Below are 20517 nucleotides of genomic sequence, written 5' to 3' on the forward strand. Positions count from 1 at the left end.
ATTCAACCTTAGAAAATTTGGATTATTACCAAGCCATAATGGAGAAATCCTTAGTTGCATTTATAGCAAAAAAAATATACTGATGCACCAAGTGATACATCAGTATGATATGGTATGATATGGGATAGGAGATTTTGTTGAAATAAATAAAAATAAAACAATTTTACACGAATGCTTGTTATACTATATTGTAATTCATCCTATTTATTCAACGTTACCTATAGTTTTCGCAAATACGAAGAACACTATGAGTAGTAAAATTTGATAAAACAAGCAGTATTTATTATTGGAGGGAAAACGATGGATAATAAATTAGAGGTATCAAAAAAAAGTTGTTCTTCAAGTAATTATAAAATAGTTAGTTACATTGTTTCACCATTTGTTGAGGCCAATGAAGAATAAGCGTTATTCGTGGTTTAACTTACCTGATTGGCTTAAGTGGGTTTTTGCTGTAATATCACTTGTATTGATTGCTTGTTTTATTTATGGTTTTAATTTATATAATGCTATACAACAGGATAAAACAGCATCTTTTGAATATGTAAAAAATAAAGTGATGGAAGAAACAGAATTAGAAACCATTGACAAAGTAAAAAGATTTCATGGTGAAAAAGCTTATTATATAATTTATGGGGAAACAAATAACAATAAACAGAAAATTATTTACTATCCTTTTAGCAAAAATAATGAAGATATAACCATAGTAGACAAATCTGAAATTATTTCAGAAGAATCTATACGAAAAGGATGGAATGAATCTTGCAGAAACTGTGAACTTTATGATATTACTCCAGCATTAGTTGGTGATAAGCCTTCGTGGGAGGTTACGTTTACAGATGAATCAAATCGATACGTTATTGATTATTTATCCATTTATGATCGAACACGTATTGAGCAATTTCGTTTTAAACATATGTTCAAATAGAAAGGTGATTTCATGGATTTAGCAAACAGAGTAAAAACATTAACACCATCATCAACATTAGCAATTACTGCAAAAGCAAAAGAACTTAAAAGTCAAGGTCATGATGTTATTGGACTTGGAGCGGGCGAACCAGACTTCAATACGCCAGAATATATTATTAAGGCTGCTGAATCTGCAATGAAGAACGGTTTCACTAAATATACACCTTCTGGAGGTATCCTAAACCTTAGAGAAGCGATTGTGAGCAAGTTTAATCAAGATAATGACTTAGAATACTCAACAGACCAAATAATTGTTACAACAGGCGCAAAACATGCTTTATACACATTGTTTCAAGTGTTATTGAATGAAAACGATGAAGTCATTGTTCCGGCACCTTACTGGGTAAGTTATCCAGAGCAAATTAAATTAGCTGGCGGAAAACCAATTGTTGTTGATGCAGATGAAAAAAATAATTTCAAACTGACTCCAGAACAACTAGAAGCAGCAATAACATCTAAAACTAAAGCATTTATTATAAATTCTCCAAGTAATCCTACTGGAATGATGTATGATAAAGAAGAACTGCAAAAGCTAGGGGAAATATGTTTAGAACACAATATCATAATTGTGTCGGATGAAATTTATGAAAAATTAATCTATACAAGTGATAAACATGTTTCAATTGCTGCACTATCCGAACAGTTGAAAGAACAAACAATAGTTGTCAACGGCGTATCGAAATCACATGCCATGACAGGTTGGAGAATAGGATATGCTGCTGGACCAAAGGAAATAATTAAGGCAATGACAAATCTGGCATCTCATTCGACTTCAAACCCAACATCAATTGCACAGTATGCCGCGTTAGCAGCGTATGATACAAAAGAAGATCCAAATGCGGAAATGCGGAAAACCTTCAAAGAACGTCTCGAATTATCATTAGAATTATTGAATGATATTCCAGGTATCTCCTGTATTAGACCAAAAGGTGCATTTTATCTGTTTCCAAATGTAATTGAAGCAGTTAAAAGCAATGGATTTGAATCTGTTGATGAATGGGTTACCGCCCTACTTGAAGAGGAAAAAGTTGCTTTGGTACCTGGGTCAGGTTTCGGAGCACCAAATAATGTACGTTTATCTTATGCAACATCAATTGATTTATTAGAAGAGGCTGCAAAGCGAATCAAACGTTTTGTACTTAACCATCAATCAAAGTAATGGAGGTAATTTTCTTGAAAACAACTATTTCGCAAGTACCAAAATATGAAGGACAAGCAGTAACTATTGGAGCATGGCTTTCAAACAAACGATCCAGTGGTAAAATTGCTTTTCTGCAACTTAGAGATGGAACTGGTTTCATGCAAGCCGTAGTTGCCAAAAATGATGTTGCAGAAGATATCTTTCAACTTGCCAAGAATATGACACAGGAATCATCAATGTACATAACAGGTAATATTGTGGAAGATAAAAGAAGCCCATTTGGGTATGAGATGCAAGTTAGTGACATTAAATTGATTCAAGAAGCTGTTGATTATCCAATAACTCCAAAAGAGCATGGGACAGAATTTTTGATGGATCATCGTCATTTGTGGCTACGCTCAAAACGGCAACATTCTGTTATGAAAATACGAAATGAAATTATACGTGCCACATACCAATTTTTTAATGAAAATGGATATGTAAAGATTGATCCGCCAATTTTAACGGGGGCTTCAGCAGAAGGTACTACAGAGTTGTTCCATACACAATATTTTGATGAAGAGGCTTACTTATCGCAAAGTGGTCAATTATATTTGGAAGCTGCAGCAATGGCACTGGGAAAAGTATTCTCATTTGGACCAACATTCCGTGCAGAGAAATCTAAAACAAGAAGACACTTAATTGAATTCTGGATGATTGAACCAGAGATGGCGTTCATGGATCATGACGAAAGCTTGGAAGTACAAGAACAGTATGTGAGCTTCGTTGTTCAATCAGTACTTATGAATTGCAAACTTGAGTTGGATACACTTGAAAGGGATACATCTAAACTTGAAAAAATTAAAGCACCCTTCCCAAGAATCAGTTATGATGATGCTGTAGAGATGCTGAAGGAAAAAGGTTTCGATGATGTTGAATGGGGTGTTGATTTTGGTGCGCCTCATGAGACGGCAATCGCTGAAAGTTTCGATAAACCAGTTTTCATTACAAATTATCCAGCTGAAATAAAAGCATTTTATATGAAGCCTGACCCAGAACGGTCGGATGTTGTTCTATGTGCTGATTTAATTGCTCCAGAAGGTTATGGAGAAATTATTGGCGGTTCTCAGCGTATTGATGATTTGGAATTGATGAAACAGCGTTATGAAGAACATGATTTAACCGGTCCTGCTTACAAATGGTATCTAGAACTACGTCAATATGGTAGCGTGCCACACTCAGGATTTGGATTAGGTCTTGAAAGAACAGTTGCTTGGCTGTCTGGTGTAGAACATGTGAGAGAGACTATTCCATTCCCTAGATTATTAAATCGATTGTATCCTTAATAAACTTGACAAACTATTCTAGCTATCCACAGAGCCTAAGTTTTGTACGCTAATAAATTGTAAAATCCCTTGCAGACGGATGGCAAGGGATTTTATAATCTTGATAAAATTAAATTCATGCTATACTGGGAAATGAGGTGTTACACATAATGAAGAAATCCATTTCATTTCAGGATATAATAACAAATCAACTGCAAATACCAATAAAATTACTTGATGACTATACATCATTGGGTCTTGATGAAAAAGAAATCATGGTTATTTTACAAATACTTCGTTTTATGCATGACAAGAATGAGTTTCCTACCCCTAATGATCTGACATCACATTTAACTTTTGATGAAAAGGAATGTGCAAATATTTTACGAAAGCTTATCCAAAAAAACCTTTTATCAATAGAACAATTGAAAAATGAGCAGAACCAACTAAGCGAAGTATACAGTTTAAACCCACTGTGGGAAAAGTTGTTTACAAAGGAAGAAGAGAAAGTAAACACACAAGAAGATGGCACTATCTTTATATTATTCGAACAGGAATTTGGTAGACCATTATCTCCGTTTGAAATTGAAATGATAAATACCTGGTTGGATGCTGATGAACTTAAACCGGCTTTAATTAAAGCTGCATTACGGGAGTCAGTACTAATGGCCAAATTAAATTTTAAATATATCGATCGAATTCTTCGTGACTGGCAGAAGAAGGGAATTCATACTGTAGAACAAGCTCGCGAAGCAAGTAAATCCTTTCACCAAAACCAAGTACAAACACAAAAACAAACTGATACTAGTAAGAAACGAGATACATCTTTTTATTATAATTGGCTTGATGGGGAGGACAACTAAAATGCTAAATAAAAATCAAGTGAATTTCTGTTTAGATGTGATGAAGGAAATGTATCCACAAGCTGAGTGTGAACTACGCCATTCTAACCCGTTTGAATTAGTGATAGCTGTATTATTATCTGCACAATGTACTGATGTTTTAGTAAACAAAGTAACAGAACCTTTGTTTCAGAAATATAAGACACCAGAAGATTATTTAGCTGTCTCATTGGAAGAATTGCAGAAGGATATAAAATCAATTGGTTTATATAGAAATAAGGCAAAAAATATTCGAAAGCTATGTCAAATGCTGATTGATGATTATGGTGGAGAAGTGCCTAAAACCAAAACTGAATTAATGAAGCTTGCGGGAGTAGGACGAAAAACTGCAAATGTAGTAGCTTCAGTTGCATTTAGAGAACCAGCGATAGCTGTAGATACACATGTAGAGCGCGTTGCTAAAAGGCTGGCGATCTGTCGATGGAAGGATTCGGTATTGGAAGTTGAACAAACGTTAATGAAGAAGGTCCCAAAAGATGAGTGGGCTGACACACATCATCGAATGATATTTTTTGGCAGGTATCACTGTAAGGCGAGAAATCCGCAATGTCCGGAATGTCCGCTGCTGGAACTTTGCAGGGAAGGGCAGAAACGGATGAAAAAGGCTGAAGCGATTGATCAACAAACATAATAGGGACATAAAAGAGGCAACCTTCATTGAAGAAGGTTGCCTCTTTTATTCTAACTAGTTGTATATTGTTCTACATTGTCGTTACTACCATCAACCTTCAGAAGTTTCATTTGTGCTACCTTCAACAGTAGTTTGACTAGATTCACCTCTTACTTTTTGATTGGCGCCATTTTGGCCGATAGGTGTAACTGTTATCGTGTAAGACTGATCCTGCTGTGCATTATCTATTTTGATACCCTCTGATTCAACAGTTTGAGTTTGTGGATCACCACCATTAGGTGTGATGACAACCTCATATTCCACAGGTGGGCCATCATATTTCCATGACACATTAATTGTTGATTCGGAACGAGAAGCACTCAGATTACTAACTGGCGGTATATTACCTTCACCATTTTCTCCTTCGTCACCTTCATTTTCCTCTTCTTCTTCCTCTTCCTCAGGAACTTTAACTGATGTTGTTTTCGGTTCACTTGAGTTAGCTTCTGTTTCATTACTAACAGCTACAATCTGTATTTCATACTCTGAACCAGGTTCGACATTTGAAATTTCAATTGAAGTTTCTTCAGTTGAAGACAGTCCTTGCATTTCTCCACCATCAACACTTGCACTCACTTTAAATGAAACATCCTCATCTGAATTATACTTCCATTCAGCCTGTATAGTACTGGATTCTTTATCAAAAGTGGCTTTCAGACCTTCTACAGGATCCAGTTGATCATATTTTTCAGATGTTTTAGTCGGTTCATTGCCTTTAACAAATAGCTCTGTAACAATTTCCGAATCTGGTGTGAAGTCACTCGGAAGTTTAGCAGGTCTAGATCCTTCTTCAACAGCAACTTCTACGACAGAATCTGGTTTTGTAAAGTCTGGTGTATCCTTATCTTTTGATAACTCTGTCATCGCATTTTTAAATAATGCATGCGGTATTTTTGTGTCTGAAATACCAATATTATTATTATTGTAACCAGTCCAAATGGAGATAGTGTAATTCGTGCTATATCCACTAAACCAAGAATCTGGAGGTCCTTCAACATCATCACGGTTAGTTGTTCCGGTTTTTCCTGCTACATGCAATCCTGGTACATTGGCTAATTTACCAGTACCTTCTGTGACAACATTTTTCAACATATCTGTAATCATATAAGCAGTATAATCAGACATCGCCGGTTCAGGCTCTGGCTTTAAATCAACAGTTTTTCCTGTGTCTGGAAACTCTACTTTTGTGACAGCATAAGGATCATTGTAGATACCTTCATTCGCAAATGCTCGATACGCTCCAGCTAATTTCGTAGGATTCGTACCTGAGGAGCCACCAATGGAATCAGTTAATTGTATTTCGTCATTTTCAAATTTAATACCTAAACCTTTTGCGAATTCTTTTGCTTTGCCCCGGCCAACTTCTTCAAATGTTTTAGCAGCAGGGACATTCAATGATTGCTCTAATGCGAACCTCATTGATACCCAATCGTAATAATGACCGTTGTTAACCCAGGTATTTATTTGATCTTCTGTACCAGCTATATCAAACGGTCCATCATCATTTATTTGATGATATGTTGACCATTGTTTGTTTTCGATTGCTGGACCATAGTCAATTATCGGTTTGAATGTTGACCCGGGCTGACGGCTAATACCAGTTGCGTAATTTAAACCATCGTTCTCTACACCACCGCGTGCACCACCGATTGCTCGGATAGCCCCAGTCTTTGTATCCAGGACAGTCATACCTGCTTGCAGTCTGACCTTATCACCATCAGGATTAGCTGGGTCTGTAACAGGTTCTGGATAATTAATCGGATTATCCTCACTGTCTGATAATAAAAATTCAACATATTCTTGTGCATCTGTATCAATAGTTGTATGAATTTTCAAGCCATCTGTATAAATATCTGCGCCATCCACTTTTTCTTCAACTTCATCGCGTACTTTTTGCAGGAACGCTTGATATGGAGTTGTGTCTGGCTGATCGCCAGCTAATAGCGAAGGGATATCAACTTCACTCGCCTTATCAGCTTCTTTCTGCGATATTTTCCCATGCTGAACCATAAGACTTAAAACAGTATTCATACGTTTTTTCATTAATTCAGGATTTTTGTATGGGTTATATGCTGATGGTCTTTGCGGTAATCCAGCTAATATTGCAGCTTCTGGCAAATTAAGCTTGCTTAAGTCAGTTTTACCAAAATATAATTCAGCTGCTTTGGCAACGCCATAAGCACCATTACCATAATAAATTTTGTTTAAATACATCTCTAAAATTTGTTCTTTTGAATATTCTTGTTCCAGTTTTAATGCTAACCATTGTTCCTGAACTTTAATGCTAACTTTCTTTTCAGGTGATAAAAAAGATTTCTCAACTACTTGTTGGGTAATTGTACTGGCACCTTCAGAACCAAATCCATTTGTTACATTAGCTATTATAGCTCCACCGATGCGCCATATATCAATTCCTGGGTGTTCATAGAATCTTGAATCTTCTGTCGCAATAACTGAATCCTCTAAAACATCGGGTATTTCATTATACTCAATTTTCGTGCGTTGTTCTGCGCCTAAATCGGCAAAAAGTTCTCCATCTTTATCATATATTTTTGATGAAAACGGGATGGATAATTTAGACGCATCAATTTCGGGTGCCGTGGCAATATAATACGTAAATAGTGCACCTACACCAATACCGATAGCTAGAATTGCAATACCGGTTATTAATAATATCTTTTTCCATAATGGTTTCTTTTTTGATTGTTTTTGTTTTCTTCTTGCTGTACGAGATTGGCCTTTTTCTGCCATAGCTCATCTTCCTCCAATCTAAAAATAAAGCTTATCTATAACTTCTAAATAGTTAACTCTTGCTTGATAGTGAAATGGAATTACATACCCTTCTTCTTTGATGGTTTCATATGGTATTGATTTTTTCCCACCATTAAACTGCTTATCCCAGAGTGGAATGAAGGATTCAGCAGGCATATAATATGTTTCATTATATACTGCGAAGCGAATTATTAAAAAGCTAACGCCTCCGTGATCAATAATTGATTTCATATGCATTATTTGGTGTTCATGTATGTTCGCAAGTGGAAATCGTGTTTTATTTTTTGTTTCCTTGGCCTCAAAATCAATATACTTGTGTTTATATATACCATTATAATCAGTTGTAGATGCTTGTTTAAAATAACCTTCAGTTATGACAGCAGCACTGCGTTTGGGATAATGTACATTTACTATTTGTACAGGTGTTGGTTTTTTATGAATAATTGCCTTATCTCTATCAAGGTAAAAGGTATTAGTCGCATTTATATCATCCTCCAGCGTCATCCCACGGTTACTAAAACCATACTTAGAATCTGACGATTGTTGTTTTACGTTATTCTTTTTTCCGTTTGGATAATTCATTATTTTCCCCCTTGCATATTTAAATATCATACCAAAAATACTACAAGTTGATAACTACTAAAAAATTTGGCATTCATTAAAGGGAATATTATGAGTGTATTTTGCTATCTAAGGAGACTTCTGAAAGAGGTGCTATTATGAATCCCAAACTAAGAAATAATGATTATCTCTATTATATTATAAATAAGACAAATCAGCATAACACCGATAACATTTCCCGAACAAAAGCATATCAAAACTTTTATATGGAGTTTAAAGAGATAAAATGGGCATTCATTGCAAGTATGGTATCCCGGAATGCTGGTTGGAATATGACAGATTTATTTTTATCCCCATTTCAAGAAATTCTTTCAGGTGACGAAAACAAGCAATTGTTTATGACCTATGAACGGGCAAACTGGCTAATTTTTTCTGATGCATACCCACAGTTGCTAGTTTATAAACTTTCGATTCAATTAAACAGATCAATGTTCCATCTATTACCAAATCTCCATGTATCACAGTTTATGGTTCAAGAATGGAATAACTATTGGAAAAATAATGATAAAGAAAGGCTTATGATTGCCTTAATAGTCAATGAACAGAATGTAATTCAAAAACCTGTCATTCAACAGTCTTATTTTAAGTATCATATTTTTTTACGCCTACCATACCTCTTACAAGATTTTTTATTTATGAATGCTATTATTTTACCAACAAGAAAAAACGTTTTATATGGTACATTCGTACATGATTTCACAAATCTTTCAAAACGTATAGATTTAGGAAAGCGTATAGCTTCAATCATGTTTAAACCATTGATTTATGATCGGTTGCTTGAATATGCCCATTCAATTGAACATACAGGTTCCCGCTGGGATTATGAACAATTTCTTGGAAAACAGTTCGAAAAAGGACCTTTATTACGTACTGTATATCCAGTAATCACTCATCAAGATACTATTCGTTCGGATTGGTATAAAAGAGGGGGGATAAAGAAAAAATGGATGGAAAGCTCAAAGGACGATTTGAATTCAGATGTCAGCCAGTCATTCTACAAAAGAAGAGAATTACTTTATGCCTATTATCACTTAAGAAATAGCTAGAAAAGGATTTGTATGATACAAACCCTTTTCTAAATATTATGTTGAAGGACGATTTGGACCATCCAACTTTTTATCTCCTGTATGATTTCTTTTCTTTTGTCGGCGATTTTCTGCTTTTTGTTGGGATTTCTTTTTCACCATAATGACACCTCCTTTCCATTTAGTTTGTCTATTTATCAGCGAAACTACACTTGTTTTGCCATATTTCTTCTAGTTTTGTCGAAGGGGAAGGGATGTCTATCTTTTCCTCGAAAAAGTAATTAATACTTTTATAAAAAGGGTGGTTATAATAATGGCAATTATAAAGGATATGAATCAGAAGGTTCATGGAATAGATAAAAGGAAATTTAGAAATTCAATCGGCGATTTAGCTGATCAATTGAGACTCATTGAACAAAAAATTACGATGGGAACTGATAACAGTATAGACATTAATTACAAGGAACAGCAAAAAGAAATTAATCGCGTGTATTCATCTGTCCAAAAAATCACGGAAAGCGATAACCTTCTAATGTCCGATTACGCTCCGAAAGCTAAAAAAAGATTATCCTAATATGTGCTTATTTGAATTAGTAATGATAAAATGTATCTGTTAGTAAAATATATTTAAAAGGCAGGACAGTTTTATGGTATTGGAATTACAAACAAAGCAATTTAAAGAACATGTAGATAAATTAAGAGTAAGATATGAACAAAATAACCCACCAGAGAATAAAAAAGATAAACAATTTTTTCTTATGGTAAAAGAATATACAGCACCTATATATGTATTGTTAGAGGAATGGGAAAAGAATACACTTCAAGTTGTTAAGGATCGTAAAGTTAATATCCATCCTCAGCAGGTTACCTCTACAAGGGAAAATATGGAGTTATTATTAATGCATAGCTTCTATATCGATGCAAAGAGAAAAAGATACATGGAATTAAATCATTCAGTACTCTATGTCTTAGATCAATTATTGAGAGAGCTTAACAATATGTAAAAACTTTACAAGATTAGCTTTTTCTATTATAATTACCTTCCATTTAGTGTGAAGGGGGAACATGTTATGAGTGAAAAAGAATTGATTCAAGAAGCAATTACTATTCGGAATAAAGCATACGTTCCATACTCAAAATTCCCTGTAGGCGCTGCATTGTTAACCAAATCCGGTAAAGTATATACAGGATGTAATATTGAAAATGCAGCATACCCTGTAAGTTGCTGCGCTGAACGAGTAGCAATCTTTAAAGCAATTGCGGATGGCGAGCGTGAATTTAAAGAAATGGCAGTTGTTGCTGATACCAAACGGCCCGTTCCTCCCTGTGGTTCATGTCGGCAGGTTATGAGCGAGTTTTTTGACAGTAATCTGACAGTCCATTTGACAAACTTACATAATGATATTAAATCCATTACGATGGATGATCTATTGCCTTTTTCTTTTCAGCCAGAAGATTTAACTGAAAAATAGATCAAAATGGAGCTGTTACTTTCAGCTTCATTTTTTTGCAGTTAAGAAAGTATAAATACTTTGCATAAGCGCAACTAAGGCTTATCTATATTGAAGTTTGCACTCCAAAGTGTAAGGGGTCCTACGAAAGCAAAGTACGCATTCAAAAAATCCCTTTATCGAATACCAAGTTTTCTAACATTTTAATAACCCAAAAGACAAGTTCACCTAATAATGTTATACTATGATAAAGGAAGAAATTGTGCATAAATTAAAGGGACAAACAATACAATTAAAATTGACATTTACTTATTAACATTAGAAGAACGAAAAACAATTCAAAAAGTATGAGGTGACTTTAAATGAATACTAATCGCATTCAACTCAATGGAAAAGAAATTCTGGAAAAAGAGTTCAAAACAGCAATGCGTGGCTATCATCAGGAAGAAGTTGATGAGTTTCTTGATACAGTCATACAGGATTATGAAGCATATGAACAAGAAATTGAGAAATTGAAGCAGGAAAACGACCGACTAAAGAAACAGTCTGATCAAACAAGAACTAGAACTGCAACAACTCCAAATCATCAAGTAAATTATGATATCTTAAAACGCCTATCCAATCTTGAAAAATCGGTCTTTGGCAAAAAATACGCGGATTCCTGAATTAGTTTTATTTACCAATGATGTAGGCTTGTGAATATGTTATAATTTAGTTAGTAAAAAAGTTGAATACTCACGTAATCGCTGTATATTTAGTATGCAGAGGAAAGTCCATGCTCACACAAGCTGAGACGTTTGTAGTGTTCGTGCCTGACGAAATCATAAGTCAGGATAACCTAATTGGGTTAATGGCAGTGGAAAATCCTAACTCTTATGACATGGATTAATACACTTGAAAGTGCCACAGTGACGTAGTCGGAATGGAAACATTCCGAGTGGAACGAGGTAAACCCCACGAGTGAGCAACCCAAATATTGGTAGGGGCATCCTTGATTAGGGAAATTGAACCGAAAAAGGGACAAGTAATTTATTGCTTGTAGATAGATGATTACGACCAACGTACAAGGTTGACCACCGTTTGAGTACATTGGAACAGAACATGGCTTACCGAGTATTCAAAGGTCTATACGTAAACGACAAACCTCCTAATTGTATACAATTAGGAGGTTTTTTTATTGGCAGTTAAGAAAGTATAAATACTTCTTGTCTGCCAATAACCACAACTAAGACTTTCGCAATTAATGCTTGACGATAATCCATGTTTCTAATTAGTAATTTCAATACGATATGGTAAACTATAACTAATTCTTAGAAATGAAAGGACTAAATGTATGACACAAGAGGTAACATTAATCGCAACAGCTGCTATGGGGCTTGAGTCTGTGGTAGCAAATGAAGTAAAACAACTCGGGTATAAAGTTGAAGTTGAAAACGGTAAAGTAGTATTTCAAGCGCCAGTGTCTGCAATTCCTCGCTGTAACTTGTGGTTACGAACAGGGGATCGTGTGAAACTGCAGGTAGGTGTGTTCAATGCATCTACATTCGATGAATTATTTGAGTCAACGAAGGCTCTGCCATGGGAACAATTTATTACGGAAGATGGTAAGTTTCCTGTTTCAGGTAAATCTGTAAAATCTACATTATATAGCGTTCCGGACTGCCAAGCTATCGTAAAGAAAGCAATAGCTGAACGCTTAAAATTAAAATATGGTGTTGCTGCCAAAATGCCGGAATCCGGCTCATTATACAAAGTAGAAGTGGCGATTTATAAGGATGAAGCAATACTAACATTAGATACATCAGGGGCCGGCTTACATAAAAGAGGATATCGTGTTGGGCAAGGGGAAGCACCCTTAAAAGAAACAATGGCTGCAGCACTCATAATGCTAACTAATTGGAAACCCGAACATCCTTTAGTCGATCCATTCTGTGGGTCTGGTACAATACCAATCGAAGCAGCACTGATCGGGCAAAATATTGCTCCAGGGTTTAATCGTGAATTCGCTTCTGAAGATTGGGAATTCGTTAAAGATCAGTACTGGGACGAAGCCTTTCAAGAAGCCGAAGATAAGGCAAACTATGACCAAAAACTGGATATCACCGGATCAGATATTCACCATAAGATGATCAAAATATCTAATGATAACGCTAAGGAAGCCGGGCTAGGCGATTTAATTTCGTGGAAACAAATGCAAGCCAAGGATTTGTTTTTACGAGAAGAGAATGGGTATATCATAGGTAATCCACCATACGGGCAACGTATTGGAGATCAAAAAGACGCAGCAAAAATATATAAGGATTTAGGTAATGTAATGAAACAACATCCATCATGGAGTGTATACATTTTAACTGCGTATGATGCCTTTGAAAAGGAATACGGACAAAAGGCTACAAAAAAACGAAAATTATTTAACGGGTTCATCCAAACAAATTATTATCAGTATTTTGGTAACAAATAAAGGAGGATCAAGCTTGGATAATATAGAGCAAATTGAAAAAGACTTCAAAGAATTACTAAGTGAACTAGAAGTTTATCGTGAAGCAATTACCCTAACACAATGGGATATGCGTACAAAAATCCCGAAAAATGGAGTTGAGCAACGTTCAGAAGTAGTTGGGTTTTTGTCCGAAAAAGTTCACCAACTTGAAACTTCAGAAAAGATGAAATATTTTATTGACCTTTTAAAAGATAGTACCCAAGATGAAATCGTCAGAAAGACTGTAAAGGAATGCGAAGAAATATATGAGCGAAATCGAAAAATCCCCAATGATGAATTCAAAGAATATGTATTGCTTCAGTCTAAATCAGAGTCCATCTGGCAGGAAGCACGAGAGACAGATAATTTCTCTCTTTTTCAACCTTATCTTGAGGAGTTAGTCTCATATAATCAAAAGTTTGCATCGTATTGGGGTTATGAAGATAACATTTATGATGCTCTATTACATAATTATGAACCTGGCGTTACAACTGCAACGCTTGATAAAGTATTCCCTGAAGTCAGAAAATCCTTATCATCTTTATTGAACAAAATAAACCAAAGCAGCAATAAGCCAGATCCAACTGTTTTAGTGGGCCATTTCCCTAAAAAAGACCAGGAAGACTTTACTATTAAGATTTTAGAGCAAATGGGTTACGATTTTTCTTCAGGACGTCTTGATGAAACTGTACATCCTTTTGCCATCGCTTTAAATATGAATGATGTACGTATAACCACTCGTTATGATGAAGAAGACTTTCGGACAGCTGTTTTTGGTACGATTCACGAAGGTGGCCATGCCTTATATGAACAAAACATTAGCAAGAAATTAGTTAATACACCGTTAGCAACCGGAACTTCCATGGGTATCCATGAATCACAATCACTGTTTTGGGAAAACTTTGTCGGACGAAATAAGGCTTTTTGGGATAGTAATTACGAGTTATTTCAGTCATATGCACCAAAGCATTTCCAGCAGCTTCCATTGGGTGAATTTTACCGTGCTGTTAATGAAGTGAAACCATCATTAATTCGAATTGAAGCAGATGAGCTAACCTATTCGCTTCATATTATGATTCGCTATGAACTAGAAAAAGCATTAATTAACGACGAAATTAGTGTTAGTGATCTACCACATCTCTGGAACGAGAAGATGGAGGATTACCTTGGAATAAAACCACCAACTGACAGAGAGGGTGTCTTACAGGATATTCATTGGTCAGGAGGGGATTTCGGTTATTTCCCTTCTTATGCATTAGGTTATATGTATGCAGCTCAATTTCATAATACAATGAAGACCAAGTTGAATGTAGATGACTTAATTCGAAATAACCAATTTGATCAAATACGCAATTGGTTGACAGAAAACATTCACCAGTATGGCAAAATGAAGAAACCTCTTGAAATAATTGAGGATGTAACAAAAGAAAAATTAAATCCGGATTATCTTGTAAATTATCTAACAAATAAATACAGCAAAATATACAATCTTTAATATGCAAAGTACAGGGAAGTACCCCTGTTTTTTAGGAGATAAGAAGGCATTCCTTTCTTACTGAATAAGTATGCAACTAAGGATTGCACTTGAAAGTATAAGGGGTTCTAAGAAAAGCAAAATACGTTTTTTATAGAACCCCTTTAATGATAAATAAGTATTTCTATTGTTGAATTATCAGTTATTTCCAATTGGCCAAGCAAATGGTGGTGAGCCTGGAGGTGAATGCTGAATAATTTCTATAAACGGAATGGTATATGCAAATAGAATCAATGCTATTGTTAACCCAATCCAAAGTTTCCAATTTTCCAGGAATTTTGGTGTAGGTTCTGCATCTGGTTCTTCTTCTGCAATAGGAAACTCTTCTATTCCTTTTGGTGCAAAGAACGCTAATTTAATAATTATATATACCATCAGTATAATTCCTATAAATAGAATGGACCCGCCAATCGCCTGTGAGTACTGATAACCAATCCACTCTGATGCTTGTTCGGTACCACCATAGGTTGAATATGCTGATCGACGGGGAGCTCCGAATAAACCTGCAATATGCATTGAACCCGACATAATGGTCATACCAATTGTCCATATAATTGTTTGAATCATACCTAACTTATTGATATCAGCTGTCAGTTTTCTCCCAGTTAAAACCGGAATCAACCAATAAGATATTCCAAAAAAGGTTAAAATAACAGTTGTTGCAACAGTTAAGTGAAAGTGTCCTGTTACCCAAATTGTGTTGTGTACAACTGCATTTAACTGGTGAGAAGCGTTAATAATTCCGCCAGTCCCAGCGGGAATAAACGCAAGCATACCTACCATCGGTGCAAAGAATCTTACATCCTTCCATGGTAAATGTTTTACCCAGCCAAATATACCTTGAAATCCTTTTTTGCGTCCCGTAATTTCAAACATTGCAAACATGGAAAATGCAGTTAACAGAGAAGGAATAATAACCATAAATGTTAATACAACTTGAATAAACTTCCACATTGGGTCAATTCCAGGTTCGGTTAGTTGATGGTGAAAGCCTACTGGAATGGAAAACATTAAAAATAAGACAAAGGCTAGACGAGCTAGCGAATCGCTAAATATTTTCCCGCCAATAATTTTAGGGATTATAGCGTACCAAGCCATATATGCCGGCAGTAGCCAGAAATATACCAATGGATGTCCAAAATACCAAAATAATGTTCTGCTTACTAAAATATTTATCGTGTCAGCATAACCAAGTGACCAAGGAATAAACTGAATCAATACTGTAGATGCTACACCTAAAGTTGCGATAAACCATAGCAACATATTTATAACAACCATAAATGCTAATAGAGGTGACTTTTCATTTTTATGATCTTTTCTCCATAAGAACATTTGCCTGAAGTTAACAAAGCAAGCAACCCAACTTCCGATAATTACTAATGCCAACCCAATATAAAAGGCCGAATGTGCTTTTAATGGAGCGTAAAAAGTATAAAGTACACTTGCTTTACCTAATAATATAGTGATCGAAGACATAATAGTACCGACTAGCATAATCCAAAAGCCAACCCAGGAGATCTTACGTTGTTTAACTGTTAATCCAATTGTTTTATTTATTAAAGCATACTGGAATCCAATAATGAAAAATGTTGTTAAGACAAGACCTAATATAACACCGTGAACAGTCAATACTTGGTAATAATCAATTCCCCATGGAAGTGTAAATGTCCCGGAACGAACTAATGTTTGGAGTAATCCCATTAGACCACCAATAAGCAGGGAGATAAATGCTACATAAATATATGCCATGGATAATTTCGTTTCCTGTTTAGATAAACCTAATTTTTCACTAATCATTATTCATACACCTCCACAGTAGCGAACATCAAATGATGTCCAGTTCCGCAATATTCATTACAAACTAAAGTATATTCACCAGGTTTTTCCATTACTGTTTCATAACTGCTGACATAACCAGGTTCAACCATCATGTTTACATTTGTTCCAGCAAGTTCAAATCCATGAACAACATCCTTTGACGTTACATGGAACAAAACAGTTGATCCCTTGGGTACTCTGATAGATTTTACCTGAGCCCCTTCCTCATCTACGCCTAAATCATAATTAAATGCTGAAGCAAGAACATTAAGAATATATTTATTTTCATCTACTTTAGTTAAACCAAGATTTTCTTTTTTAAATGCCTCATTTGCTTCAACATTTTGTGGATCAATTGTTGTCATCTGGCTTTGTGGATGTGTTCCTTTATAAAATGCTCCTATACCTATAACTAGAAGGAATACCACAAGTGATCCTACCCCAAACATTAGCCAAATTTTTTCGTATTTGTGTAAATGCATGTAAAACATCTCCCCATATTTCTTTTTATCTCATAACAAAAAGAGCGTATACACCAAACCAACTAGCCAAAATAAATAGTCCAAGCATCATAACCGAAATAAATGTTCCTATTAATTCTGGACTTTCTTTTTTATTAGCTTTTTCTTCCTTTTGATGATGTAGACTCGTCAAATTACTCACTCCCTTTAAACTAAATTATGTTTCTATCTTTATGATACACCTATAAAAAATGAAAACCGTTGAATTAAACGATAATTCATAAATTGTTCAATAACTGCTGCGAGCCAAGAGGTTAAGGGGATTATAAGCAATATATTAATAGAGGTTATGAAAAATATGTGAAGAAACTGTTATATTTTTGTGTAAAATAAGCAAACTAAACCTAAAAAGGTGAGTTCATGTCATTTATTTGTTCAATTGGATTAGGTATTCCTTCAAATGAATTATCACAGCCTTCAGTTAAAAATCTAGTCAGGGAAATTTTCACATACTCTGAAAAACAATTATCCAGATTATTACCTGTATTTGACCATGCAATGATTAATAAAAGACAGTTTGTAGTGGGAGAGGAATGGTTTAAAGAAAAGCACTCATTCCAGGAAAAGAATGATTTATATCATAGACACGCTATCAATTATTCATTAAAAGCTATGGACGCTTGTCTAACTAATAAAGAATTTCTTAAACAGGATATTCCATACGAAGCTATTGATTTAATTATCTTTGTATCGAGTACTGGAATAGCTACGCCCTCGTTAGATACATATTTAATGAACGAGCGTCCTATCCGAGAAGATATTTCTCGTATGCCGCTATGGGGATTAGGTTGTGCAGGGGGCGCAATAGGATTATCCCGGGCTTTTGACTGGCTTAAAGCTCATCCTGATAAAACAGTGCTTATTATCTCATGCGAACTATGCAGTCTAACATTTCAAAAAGATGATAATCAAAAAAGCAACTTAATTGGTACAGCCCTATTTGGAGACGGAGTGGGTGCTGCTTTATTAGTAGGTGAAAATTCAACTTATCTATCTCATGCAAAGAAAGTAAAGCCACAAATAAAGCATACGAGCTCAGCAACTATGAAGAACAGTAATTCCGTTATGGGATGGGACATTACAAATGATGGATTGGAAGTAGTATTCTCAAAAAGTATTCCAGCACTTGTGCAGACATTCTGGAAGAAGCATATTGAAACATTTCTGCAAGATAATAATATAAACAGAAATGAAATATATTCATTTATTTCACATCCTGGAGGTAAAAAGGTATTAGAAGCTATGGAAGATGTTCTACAGGTTCCACAAGAAAAGTTTAAACATTCGTATCGTGTACTTGGAAACCACGGGAACATGTCTTCAGCAACCGTCTTTTACATACTGCATGAATGGTTAAAAGAGGAAGTACCGGAAAAAGAACAAAGTATTTTATCAGCCTTAGGGCCAGGATTTAGTTCAGAATTATTAATATTGGAGTGGAATGAAAGATGACAACTTGGATGTGGCTATTAATTATTGTAGTTATTGCACAAAGGCTGATAGAACTAAACATTGCCAAGCGAAATGAAAGATGGATGAAAGATAGGGGAGGTATCGAAAAAGGGGAGAAGCATTATAAATGGTTTATATGGCTTCATAGCATCTTTTTTTTGTCGATGATTTTTGAAGCACTTTTGAATAATAATAACAGTACCGGAATTAATTACTTTTTGATCACTATATTTTTATTAACACAATTAGGAAGAATATGGTGTATTCATACTTTAGGAAAATTCTGGAATACAAAAATTATTGTTCTGCCAGGAGTCTCGCTGATTAAAAAAGGACCATACAAATACGTGAAACATCCAAATTATATTATTGTCGCTATAGAGTTATTTATAATTCCGTTTCTTTTAGGAGCCTATTTAACTGCATTTGTATTTCCGCTCCTGCATATCATTCTCTTAAAAGTAAGAATTCCGCGTGAAGAAAAAGCGTTAACGAAAGCAACCTTGTAACAAAAGAGGATAGCATATTCGCTATCCTCTTTAAGCTTATTTTTTATGCAGGTTTTTAGCAATATACATAAATGGTGTATCAATTAATGCTACTGCGAATTTAATTATATACGTCGTAAGGAAAATTTCCAGCCAAACGGAGGTTGGATATTCACCATAAAATGCTATTGTACAAAAGACAGCAGTATCAAGAAGTTGACTTACTACTGTACTGCCATTATTTCGAATCCATAAATTTTTATCTGATGGAAACAATTTCCGTAGTTTGTCATAGATCCAAACATCGAAATATTGGCTAATAGCATAAGCAGCCAGACTACCGGCAGCTATACGTGGGATCATTCCAAAAATTGTTGCTAGTGATCCGTGGGCAATATCGTCTGCACCAGGTTCGAATACAAGTACTATTTGCATCATAATCGTCATTGTAATTAAAGTTGAGAATCCTAGCCATACAGCCTTTTTCGCATCCTTTTTACCATACTTTTCGTTCAAAATGTCGGTTGCTAAGTATGCTGTGCCATAAATTATATTTCCCAACGTTGCAGTTAACCCAAATAGTTCAATTGTTTCAAGTACCTGAATATTTGCGATAACTGTTGCCATACCTATCCATGCAAAAAGACCCATTTTTCCAAACAAGCGGTAAAATAACAGTAATAATGAGAAGTTAACAAGGGCAAACAATATCCAAATTATTTCATTTGGCATCATAATAAATTCCTCCTTAGTTTTGATAACGCGGGAGTTTACGAACCGCGATAAAACAACAAAATTCATTATACGTTTTTACAGTTTAAGAAGCAAGGGGGGATTGAAATTCAATAGACAACATATTACGTATGAACATTTTAAAAAGTTATAAAATCATTGAAGCCCAAGAAGGAATAAATTTATCTTATCGTAGACAAGTTAAGGGAAGTCCACGAGGCACTGGCGGGTGAGAACGGCACGTCCAGTGGCGTCAACGGCACTAGAATAGTACGTCATATACGTCGGCCAAGACGTGAATGATTATCCAGTTGGTGAATGGAATAATTGCATTTATGCAGTATAAAACCATCAAAAAAAGCGGTAATCTGAAAAAGATTACCGCTTTATATATTGTTGGGTTATTTTTTAGTTACATTTGCAGCTTGTGGGCCACGTTCGCCTTCTACAATTTCAAAAGAAACTTCTTGTCCTTCTTCTAAAGACTTAAAGCCTTCTTCCTGGATAGCTGAATAATGTACGAATACATCATTTCCTTCTTCCAATTGAATAAAGCCATAACCTTTTTCTGCGTTGAACCATTTTACTACTCCGTTTTCCATGTAAATAAATCCTCCTAAAAACTTTCACGTAAAACGTGT

22 protein-coding genes and 1 other RNA gene are annotated in these 20517 nt (G+C 35.2%); 15 read left to right on the plus strand and 8 right to left on the minus strand.

What is annotated here, in order from left to right; translation table 11 throughout:
* The first annotated feature begins 391 nt into the window (after positions 1–391).
* From BMY13_RS09240 to nth, 5 genes are all read left to right on the plus strand, one after another.
* Entirely contained in the window at positions 392–925 is a 534-nt protein-coding gene (locus tag BMY13_RS09240; protein WP_092504097.1) for a cell wall elongation regulator TseB-like domain-containing protein, read from the plus strand.
* Between the two features lie 12 nt (positions 926–937).
* Positions 938–2125 carry a pyridoxal phosphate-dependent aminotransferase gene (locus BMY13_RS09245; RefSeq protein WP_092492735.1) on the plus strand — a complete coding sequence of 396 codons (1188 nt, stop codon included), beginning with the start codon at positions 938–940 and terminating at the stop codon, positions 2123–2125.
* Positions 2126–2139: 14 nt separating this feature from the next.
* A complete protein-coding gene (gene asnS / locus BMY13_RS09250) occupies positions 2140–3432 on the plus strand; it encodes an asparagine--tRNA ligase (RefSeq protein WP_092492736.1) in 1293 nt (430 codons plus the stop codon).
* A gap of 149 nt (positions 3433–3581) precedes the next feature.
* The gene (locus BMY13_RS09255) at positions 3582–4274 is read left to right on the plus strand and encodes a DnaD domain-containing protein (RefSeq protein WP_175476760.1); all 693 of its coding nucleotides are present in this window, start codon (positions 3582–3584) and stop codon (positions 4272–4274) included.
* A gap of 1 nt (position 4275) precedes the next feature.
* A complete protein-coding gene (gene nth / locus BMY13_RS09260; protein ID WP_092504100.1) occupies positions 4276–4944 on the plus strand; it encodes an endonuclease III in 669 nt (222 codons plus the stop codon).
* A 90-nt stretch (positions 4945–5034) separates the two neighbouring features.
* Here the strand turns inward: nth and BMY13_RS09265 are convergent, their stop codons facing one another.
* On the minus strand, positions 5035–7734 hold the full coding sequence (locus tag BMY13_RS09265) for a PBP1A family penicillin-binding protein (RefSeq protein ID WP_092504102.1): 2700 nt from the start codon (positions 7732–7734) through the stop codon (positions 5035–5037).
* Positions 7735–7752: 18 nt separating this feature from the next.
* Entirely contained in the window at positions 7753–8367 is a 615-nt protein-coding gene (gene recU / locus BMY13_RS09270) for a Holliday junction resolvase RecU (protein WP_092504104.1), read from the minus strand.
* Positions 8368–8474: 107 nt separating this feature from the next.
* Between recU and BMY13_RS09275 the strand changes: the two genes are divergently transcribed.
* Entirely contained in the window at positions 8475–9422 is a 948-nt protein-coding gene (locus tag BMY13_RS09275) for a DUF2515 family protein (protein WP_092504106.1), read from the plus strand.
* A gap of 36 nt (positions 9423–9458) precedes the next feature.
* Here the strand turns inward: BMY13_RS09275 and BMY13_RS19640 are convergent, their stop codons facing one another.
* Positions 9459–9563, minus strand: a complete 105-nt coding sequence (locus tag BMY13_RS19640) for a spore protein (RefSeq protein WP_217633946.1) — start codon at positions 9561–9563, stop codon at positions 9459–9461.
* A 151-nt stretch (positions 9564–9714) separates the two neighbouring features.
* Between BMY13_RS19640 and BMY13_RS09280 the strand changes: the two genes are divergently transcribed.
* From BMY13_RS09280 to BMY13_RS09310, 7 genes are all read left to right on the plus strand, one after another.
* Entirely contained in the window at positions 9715–9975 is a 261-nt protein-coding gene (locus tag BMY13_RS09280) for a hypothetical protein (RefSeq protein WP_092504108.1), read from the plus strand.
* Positions 9976–10048: 73 nt separating this feature from the next.
* Positions 10049–10405 (plus strand): DUF1798 family protein, encoded by a 357-nt coding sequence (locus BMY13_RS09285; RefSeq protein ID WP_092492742.1) that lies wholly within the window; start codon positions 10049–10051, stop codon positions 10403–10405.
* A gap of 66 nt (positions 10406–10471) precedes the next feature.
* Positions 10472–10873 (plus strand): cytidine deaminase, encoded by a 402-nt coding sequence (locus tag BMY13_RS09290; RefSeq protein ID WP_092492743.1) that lies wholly within the window; start codon positions 10472–10474, stop codon positions 10871–10873.
* Between the two features lie 341 nt (positions 10874–11214).
* On the plus strand, positions 11215–11517 hold the full coding sequence (gene gpsB, locus BMY13_RS09295) for a cell division regulator GpsB (RefSeq protein WP_092492744.1): 303 nt from the start codon (positions 11215–11217) through the stop codon (positions 11515–11517).
* Positions 11518–11583: 66 nt separating this feature from the next.
* Positions 11584–11966, plus strand: an RNA gene (gene rnpB / locus BMY13_RS09300) — RNase P RNA component class B.
* A 219-nt stretch (positions 11967–12185) separates the two neighbouring features.
* Positions 12186–13313, plus strand: coding sequence for a THUMP domain-containing class I SAM-dependent RNA methyltransferase (locus tag BMY13_RS09305; protein ID WP_092492745.1), 1128 nt, complete (start codon positions 12186–12188; stop codon positions 13311–13313).
* Between the two features lie 22 nt (positions 13314–13335).
* Positions 13336–14826: a carboxypeptidase M32 gene (locus tag BMY13_RS09310; RefSeq protein WP_425445149.1), complete on the plus strand. Its 1491-nt coding sequence runs from the start codon at positions 13336–13338 to the stop codon at positions 14824–14826.
* A 177-nt stretch (positions 14827–15003) separates the two neighbouring features.
* Here BMY13_RS09310 and BMY13_RS09315 read toward each other — a convergent pair whose 3' ends face one another.
* From BMY13_RS09315 to BMY13_RS09325, 3 genes are read right to left on the minus strand one after another with little or no spacing between them, the layout of a single operon-like run.
* Positions 15004–16662, minus strand: coding sequence for a b(o/a)3-type cytochrome-c oxidase subunit 1 (locus BMY13_RS09315; protein WP_092504110.1), 1659 nt, complete (start codon positions 16660–16662; stop codon positions 15004–15006).
* Positions 16662–17165 (minus strand): cytochrome c oxidase subunit II, encoded by a 504-nt coding sequence (locus tag BMY13_RS09320; protein WP_092492748.1) that lies wholly within the window; start codon positions 17163–17165, stop codon positions 16662–16664. The genes BMY13_RS09315 and BMY13_RS09320 overlap by 1 nt, the downstream gene beginning before the upstream one ends.
* 25 nt (positions 17166–17190) lie before the next feature.
* A complete protein-coding gene (locus BMY13_RS09325) occupies positions 17191–17337 on the minus strand; it encodes a cytochrome c oxidase subunit 2A (RefSeq protein ID WP_092504112.1) in 147 nt (48 codons plus the stop codon).
* A gap of 227 nt (positions 17338–17564) precedes the next feature.
* On the opposite strand from BMY13_RS09325, the gene BMY13_RS09330 reads away from it, so the two are divergent.
* The gene (locus tag BMY13_RS09330) at positions 17565–18656 is read left to right on the plus strand and encodes a type III polyketide synthase (protein ID WP_092504114.1); all 1092 of its coding nucleotides are present in this window, start codon (positions 17565–17567) and stop codon (positions 18654–18656) included.
* Entirely contained in the window at positions 18653–19165 is a 513-nt protein-coding gene (locus BMY13_RS09335; protein WP_092504116.1) for an isoprenylcysteine carboxyl methyltransferase family protein, read from the plus strand. Before BMY13_RS09330 ends, BMY13_RS09335 begins: the two co-directional genes overlap by 4 nt.
* Positions 19166–19201: 36 nt before the next feature.
* Here the strand turns inward: BMY13_RS09335 and BMY13_RS09340 are convergent, their stop codons facing one another.
* Together BMY13_RS09340 and BMY13_RS09345 are read right to left on the minus strand one after the other, a co-directional pair.
* Positions 19202–19876, minus strand: coding sequence for a queuosine precursor transporter (locus BMY13_RS09340; protein WP_092493235.1), 675 nt, complete (start codon positions 19874–19876; stop codon positions 19202–19204).
* A gap of 401 nt (positions 19877–20277) precedes the next feature.
* Positions 20278–20478, minus strand: a complete 201-nt coding sequence (locus BMY13_RS09345; RefSeq protein ID WP_036572880.1) for a cold-shock protein — start codon at positions 20476–20478, stop codon at positions 20278–20280.
* Between the last annotated feature and the right edge of the window lie 39 nt (positions 20479–20517).

Source organism: Virgibacillus subterraneus, assembly GCF_900110695.1.
GTDB lineage: Bacteria > Bacillota > Bacilli > Bacillales > Amphibacillaceae > Lentibacillus > Lentibacillus subterraneus.

Bases quoted from the DNA above. Each gene is read 5' to 3' on its own strand.
- BMY13_RS09240 (WP_092504097.1), top strand. From the start codon at position 392: ATGAAGAATAAGCGTTATTCGTGGTTTAACTTACCTGATTGGCTTAAG.
- BMY13_RS09245 (WP_092492735.1), top strand. From the start codon at position 938: ATGGATTTAGCAAACAGAGTAAAAACATTAACACCATCATCAACATTA.
- BMY13_RS09255 (WP_175476760.1), top strand. From the start codon at position 3,582: ATGAAGAAATCCATTTCATTTCAGGATATAATAACAAATCAACTGCAA.
- nth (WP_092504100.1), top strand. From the start codon at position 4,276: ATGCTAAATAAAAATCAAGTGAATTTCTGTTTAGATGTGATGAAGGAA.
- BMY13_RS09265 (WP_092504102.1), bottom strand. From the start codon at position 7,734: ATGGCAGAAAAAGGCCAATCTCGTACAGCAAGAAGAAAACAAAAACAA.
- recU (WP_092504104.1), bottom strand. From the start codon at position 8,367: ATGATATTTAAATATGCAAGGGGGAAAATAATGAATTATCCAAACGGA.
- BMY13_RS09275 (WP_092504106.1), top strand. From the start codon at position 8,475: ATGAATCCCAAACTAAGAAATAATGATTATCTCTATTATATTATAAAT.
- BMY13_RS19640 (WP_217633946.1), bottom strand. From the start codon at position 9,563: ATGGTGAAAAAGAAATCCCAACAAAAAGCAGAAAATCGCCGACAAAAG.
- BMY13_RS09280 (WP_092504108.1), top strand. From the start codon at position 9,715: ATGGCAATTATAAAGGATATGAATCAGAAGGTTCATGGAATAGATAAA.
- BMY13_RS09285 (WP_092492742.1), top strand. From the start codon at position 10,049: ATGGTATTGGAATTACAAACAAAGCAATTTAAAGAACATGTAGATAAA.
- BMY13_RS09290 (WP_092492743.1), top strand. From the start codon at position 10,472: ATGAGTGAAAAAGAATTGATTCAAGAAGCAATTACTATTCGGAATAAA.
- gpsB (WP_092492744.1), top strand. From the start codon at position 11,215: ATGAATACTAATCGCATTCAACTCAATGGAAAAGAAATTCTGGAAAAA.
- BMY13_RS09305 (WP_092492745.1), top strand. From the start codon at position 12,186: ATGACACAAGAGGTAACATTAATCGCAACAGCTGCTATGGGGCTTGAG.
- BMY13_RS09315 (WP_092504110.1), bottom strand. From the start codon at position 16,662: ATGATTAGTGAAAAATTAGGTTTATCTAAACAGGAAACGAAATTATCC.
- BMY13_RS09320 (WP_092492748.1), bottom strand. From the start codon at position 17,165: ATGCATTTACACAAATACGAAAAAATTTGGCTAATGTTTGGGGTAGGA.
- BMY13_RS09330 (WP_092504114.1), top strand. From the start codon at position 17,565: ATGTCATTTATTTGTTCAATTGGATTAGGTATTCCTTCAAATGAATTA.
- BMY13_RS09335 (WP_092504116.1), top strand. From the start codon at position 18,653: ATGACAACTTGGATGTGGCTATTAATTATTGTAGTTATTGCACAAAGG.
- BMY13_RS09340 (WP_092493235.1), bottom strand. From the start codon at position 19,876: ATGCCAAATGAAATAATTTGGATATTGTTTGCCCTTGTTAACTTCTCA.
- BMY13_RS09345 (WP_036572880.1), bottom strand. From the start codon at position 20,478: ATGGAAAACGGAGTAGTAAAATGGTTCAACGCAGAAAAAGGTTATGGC.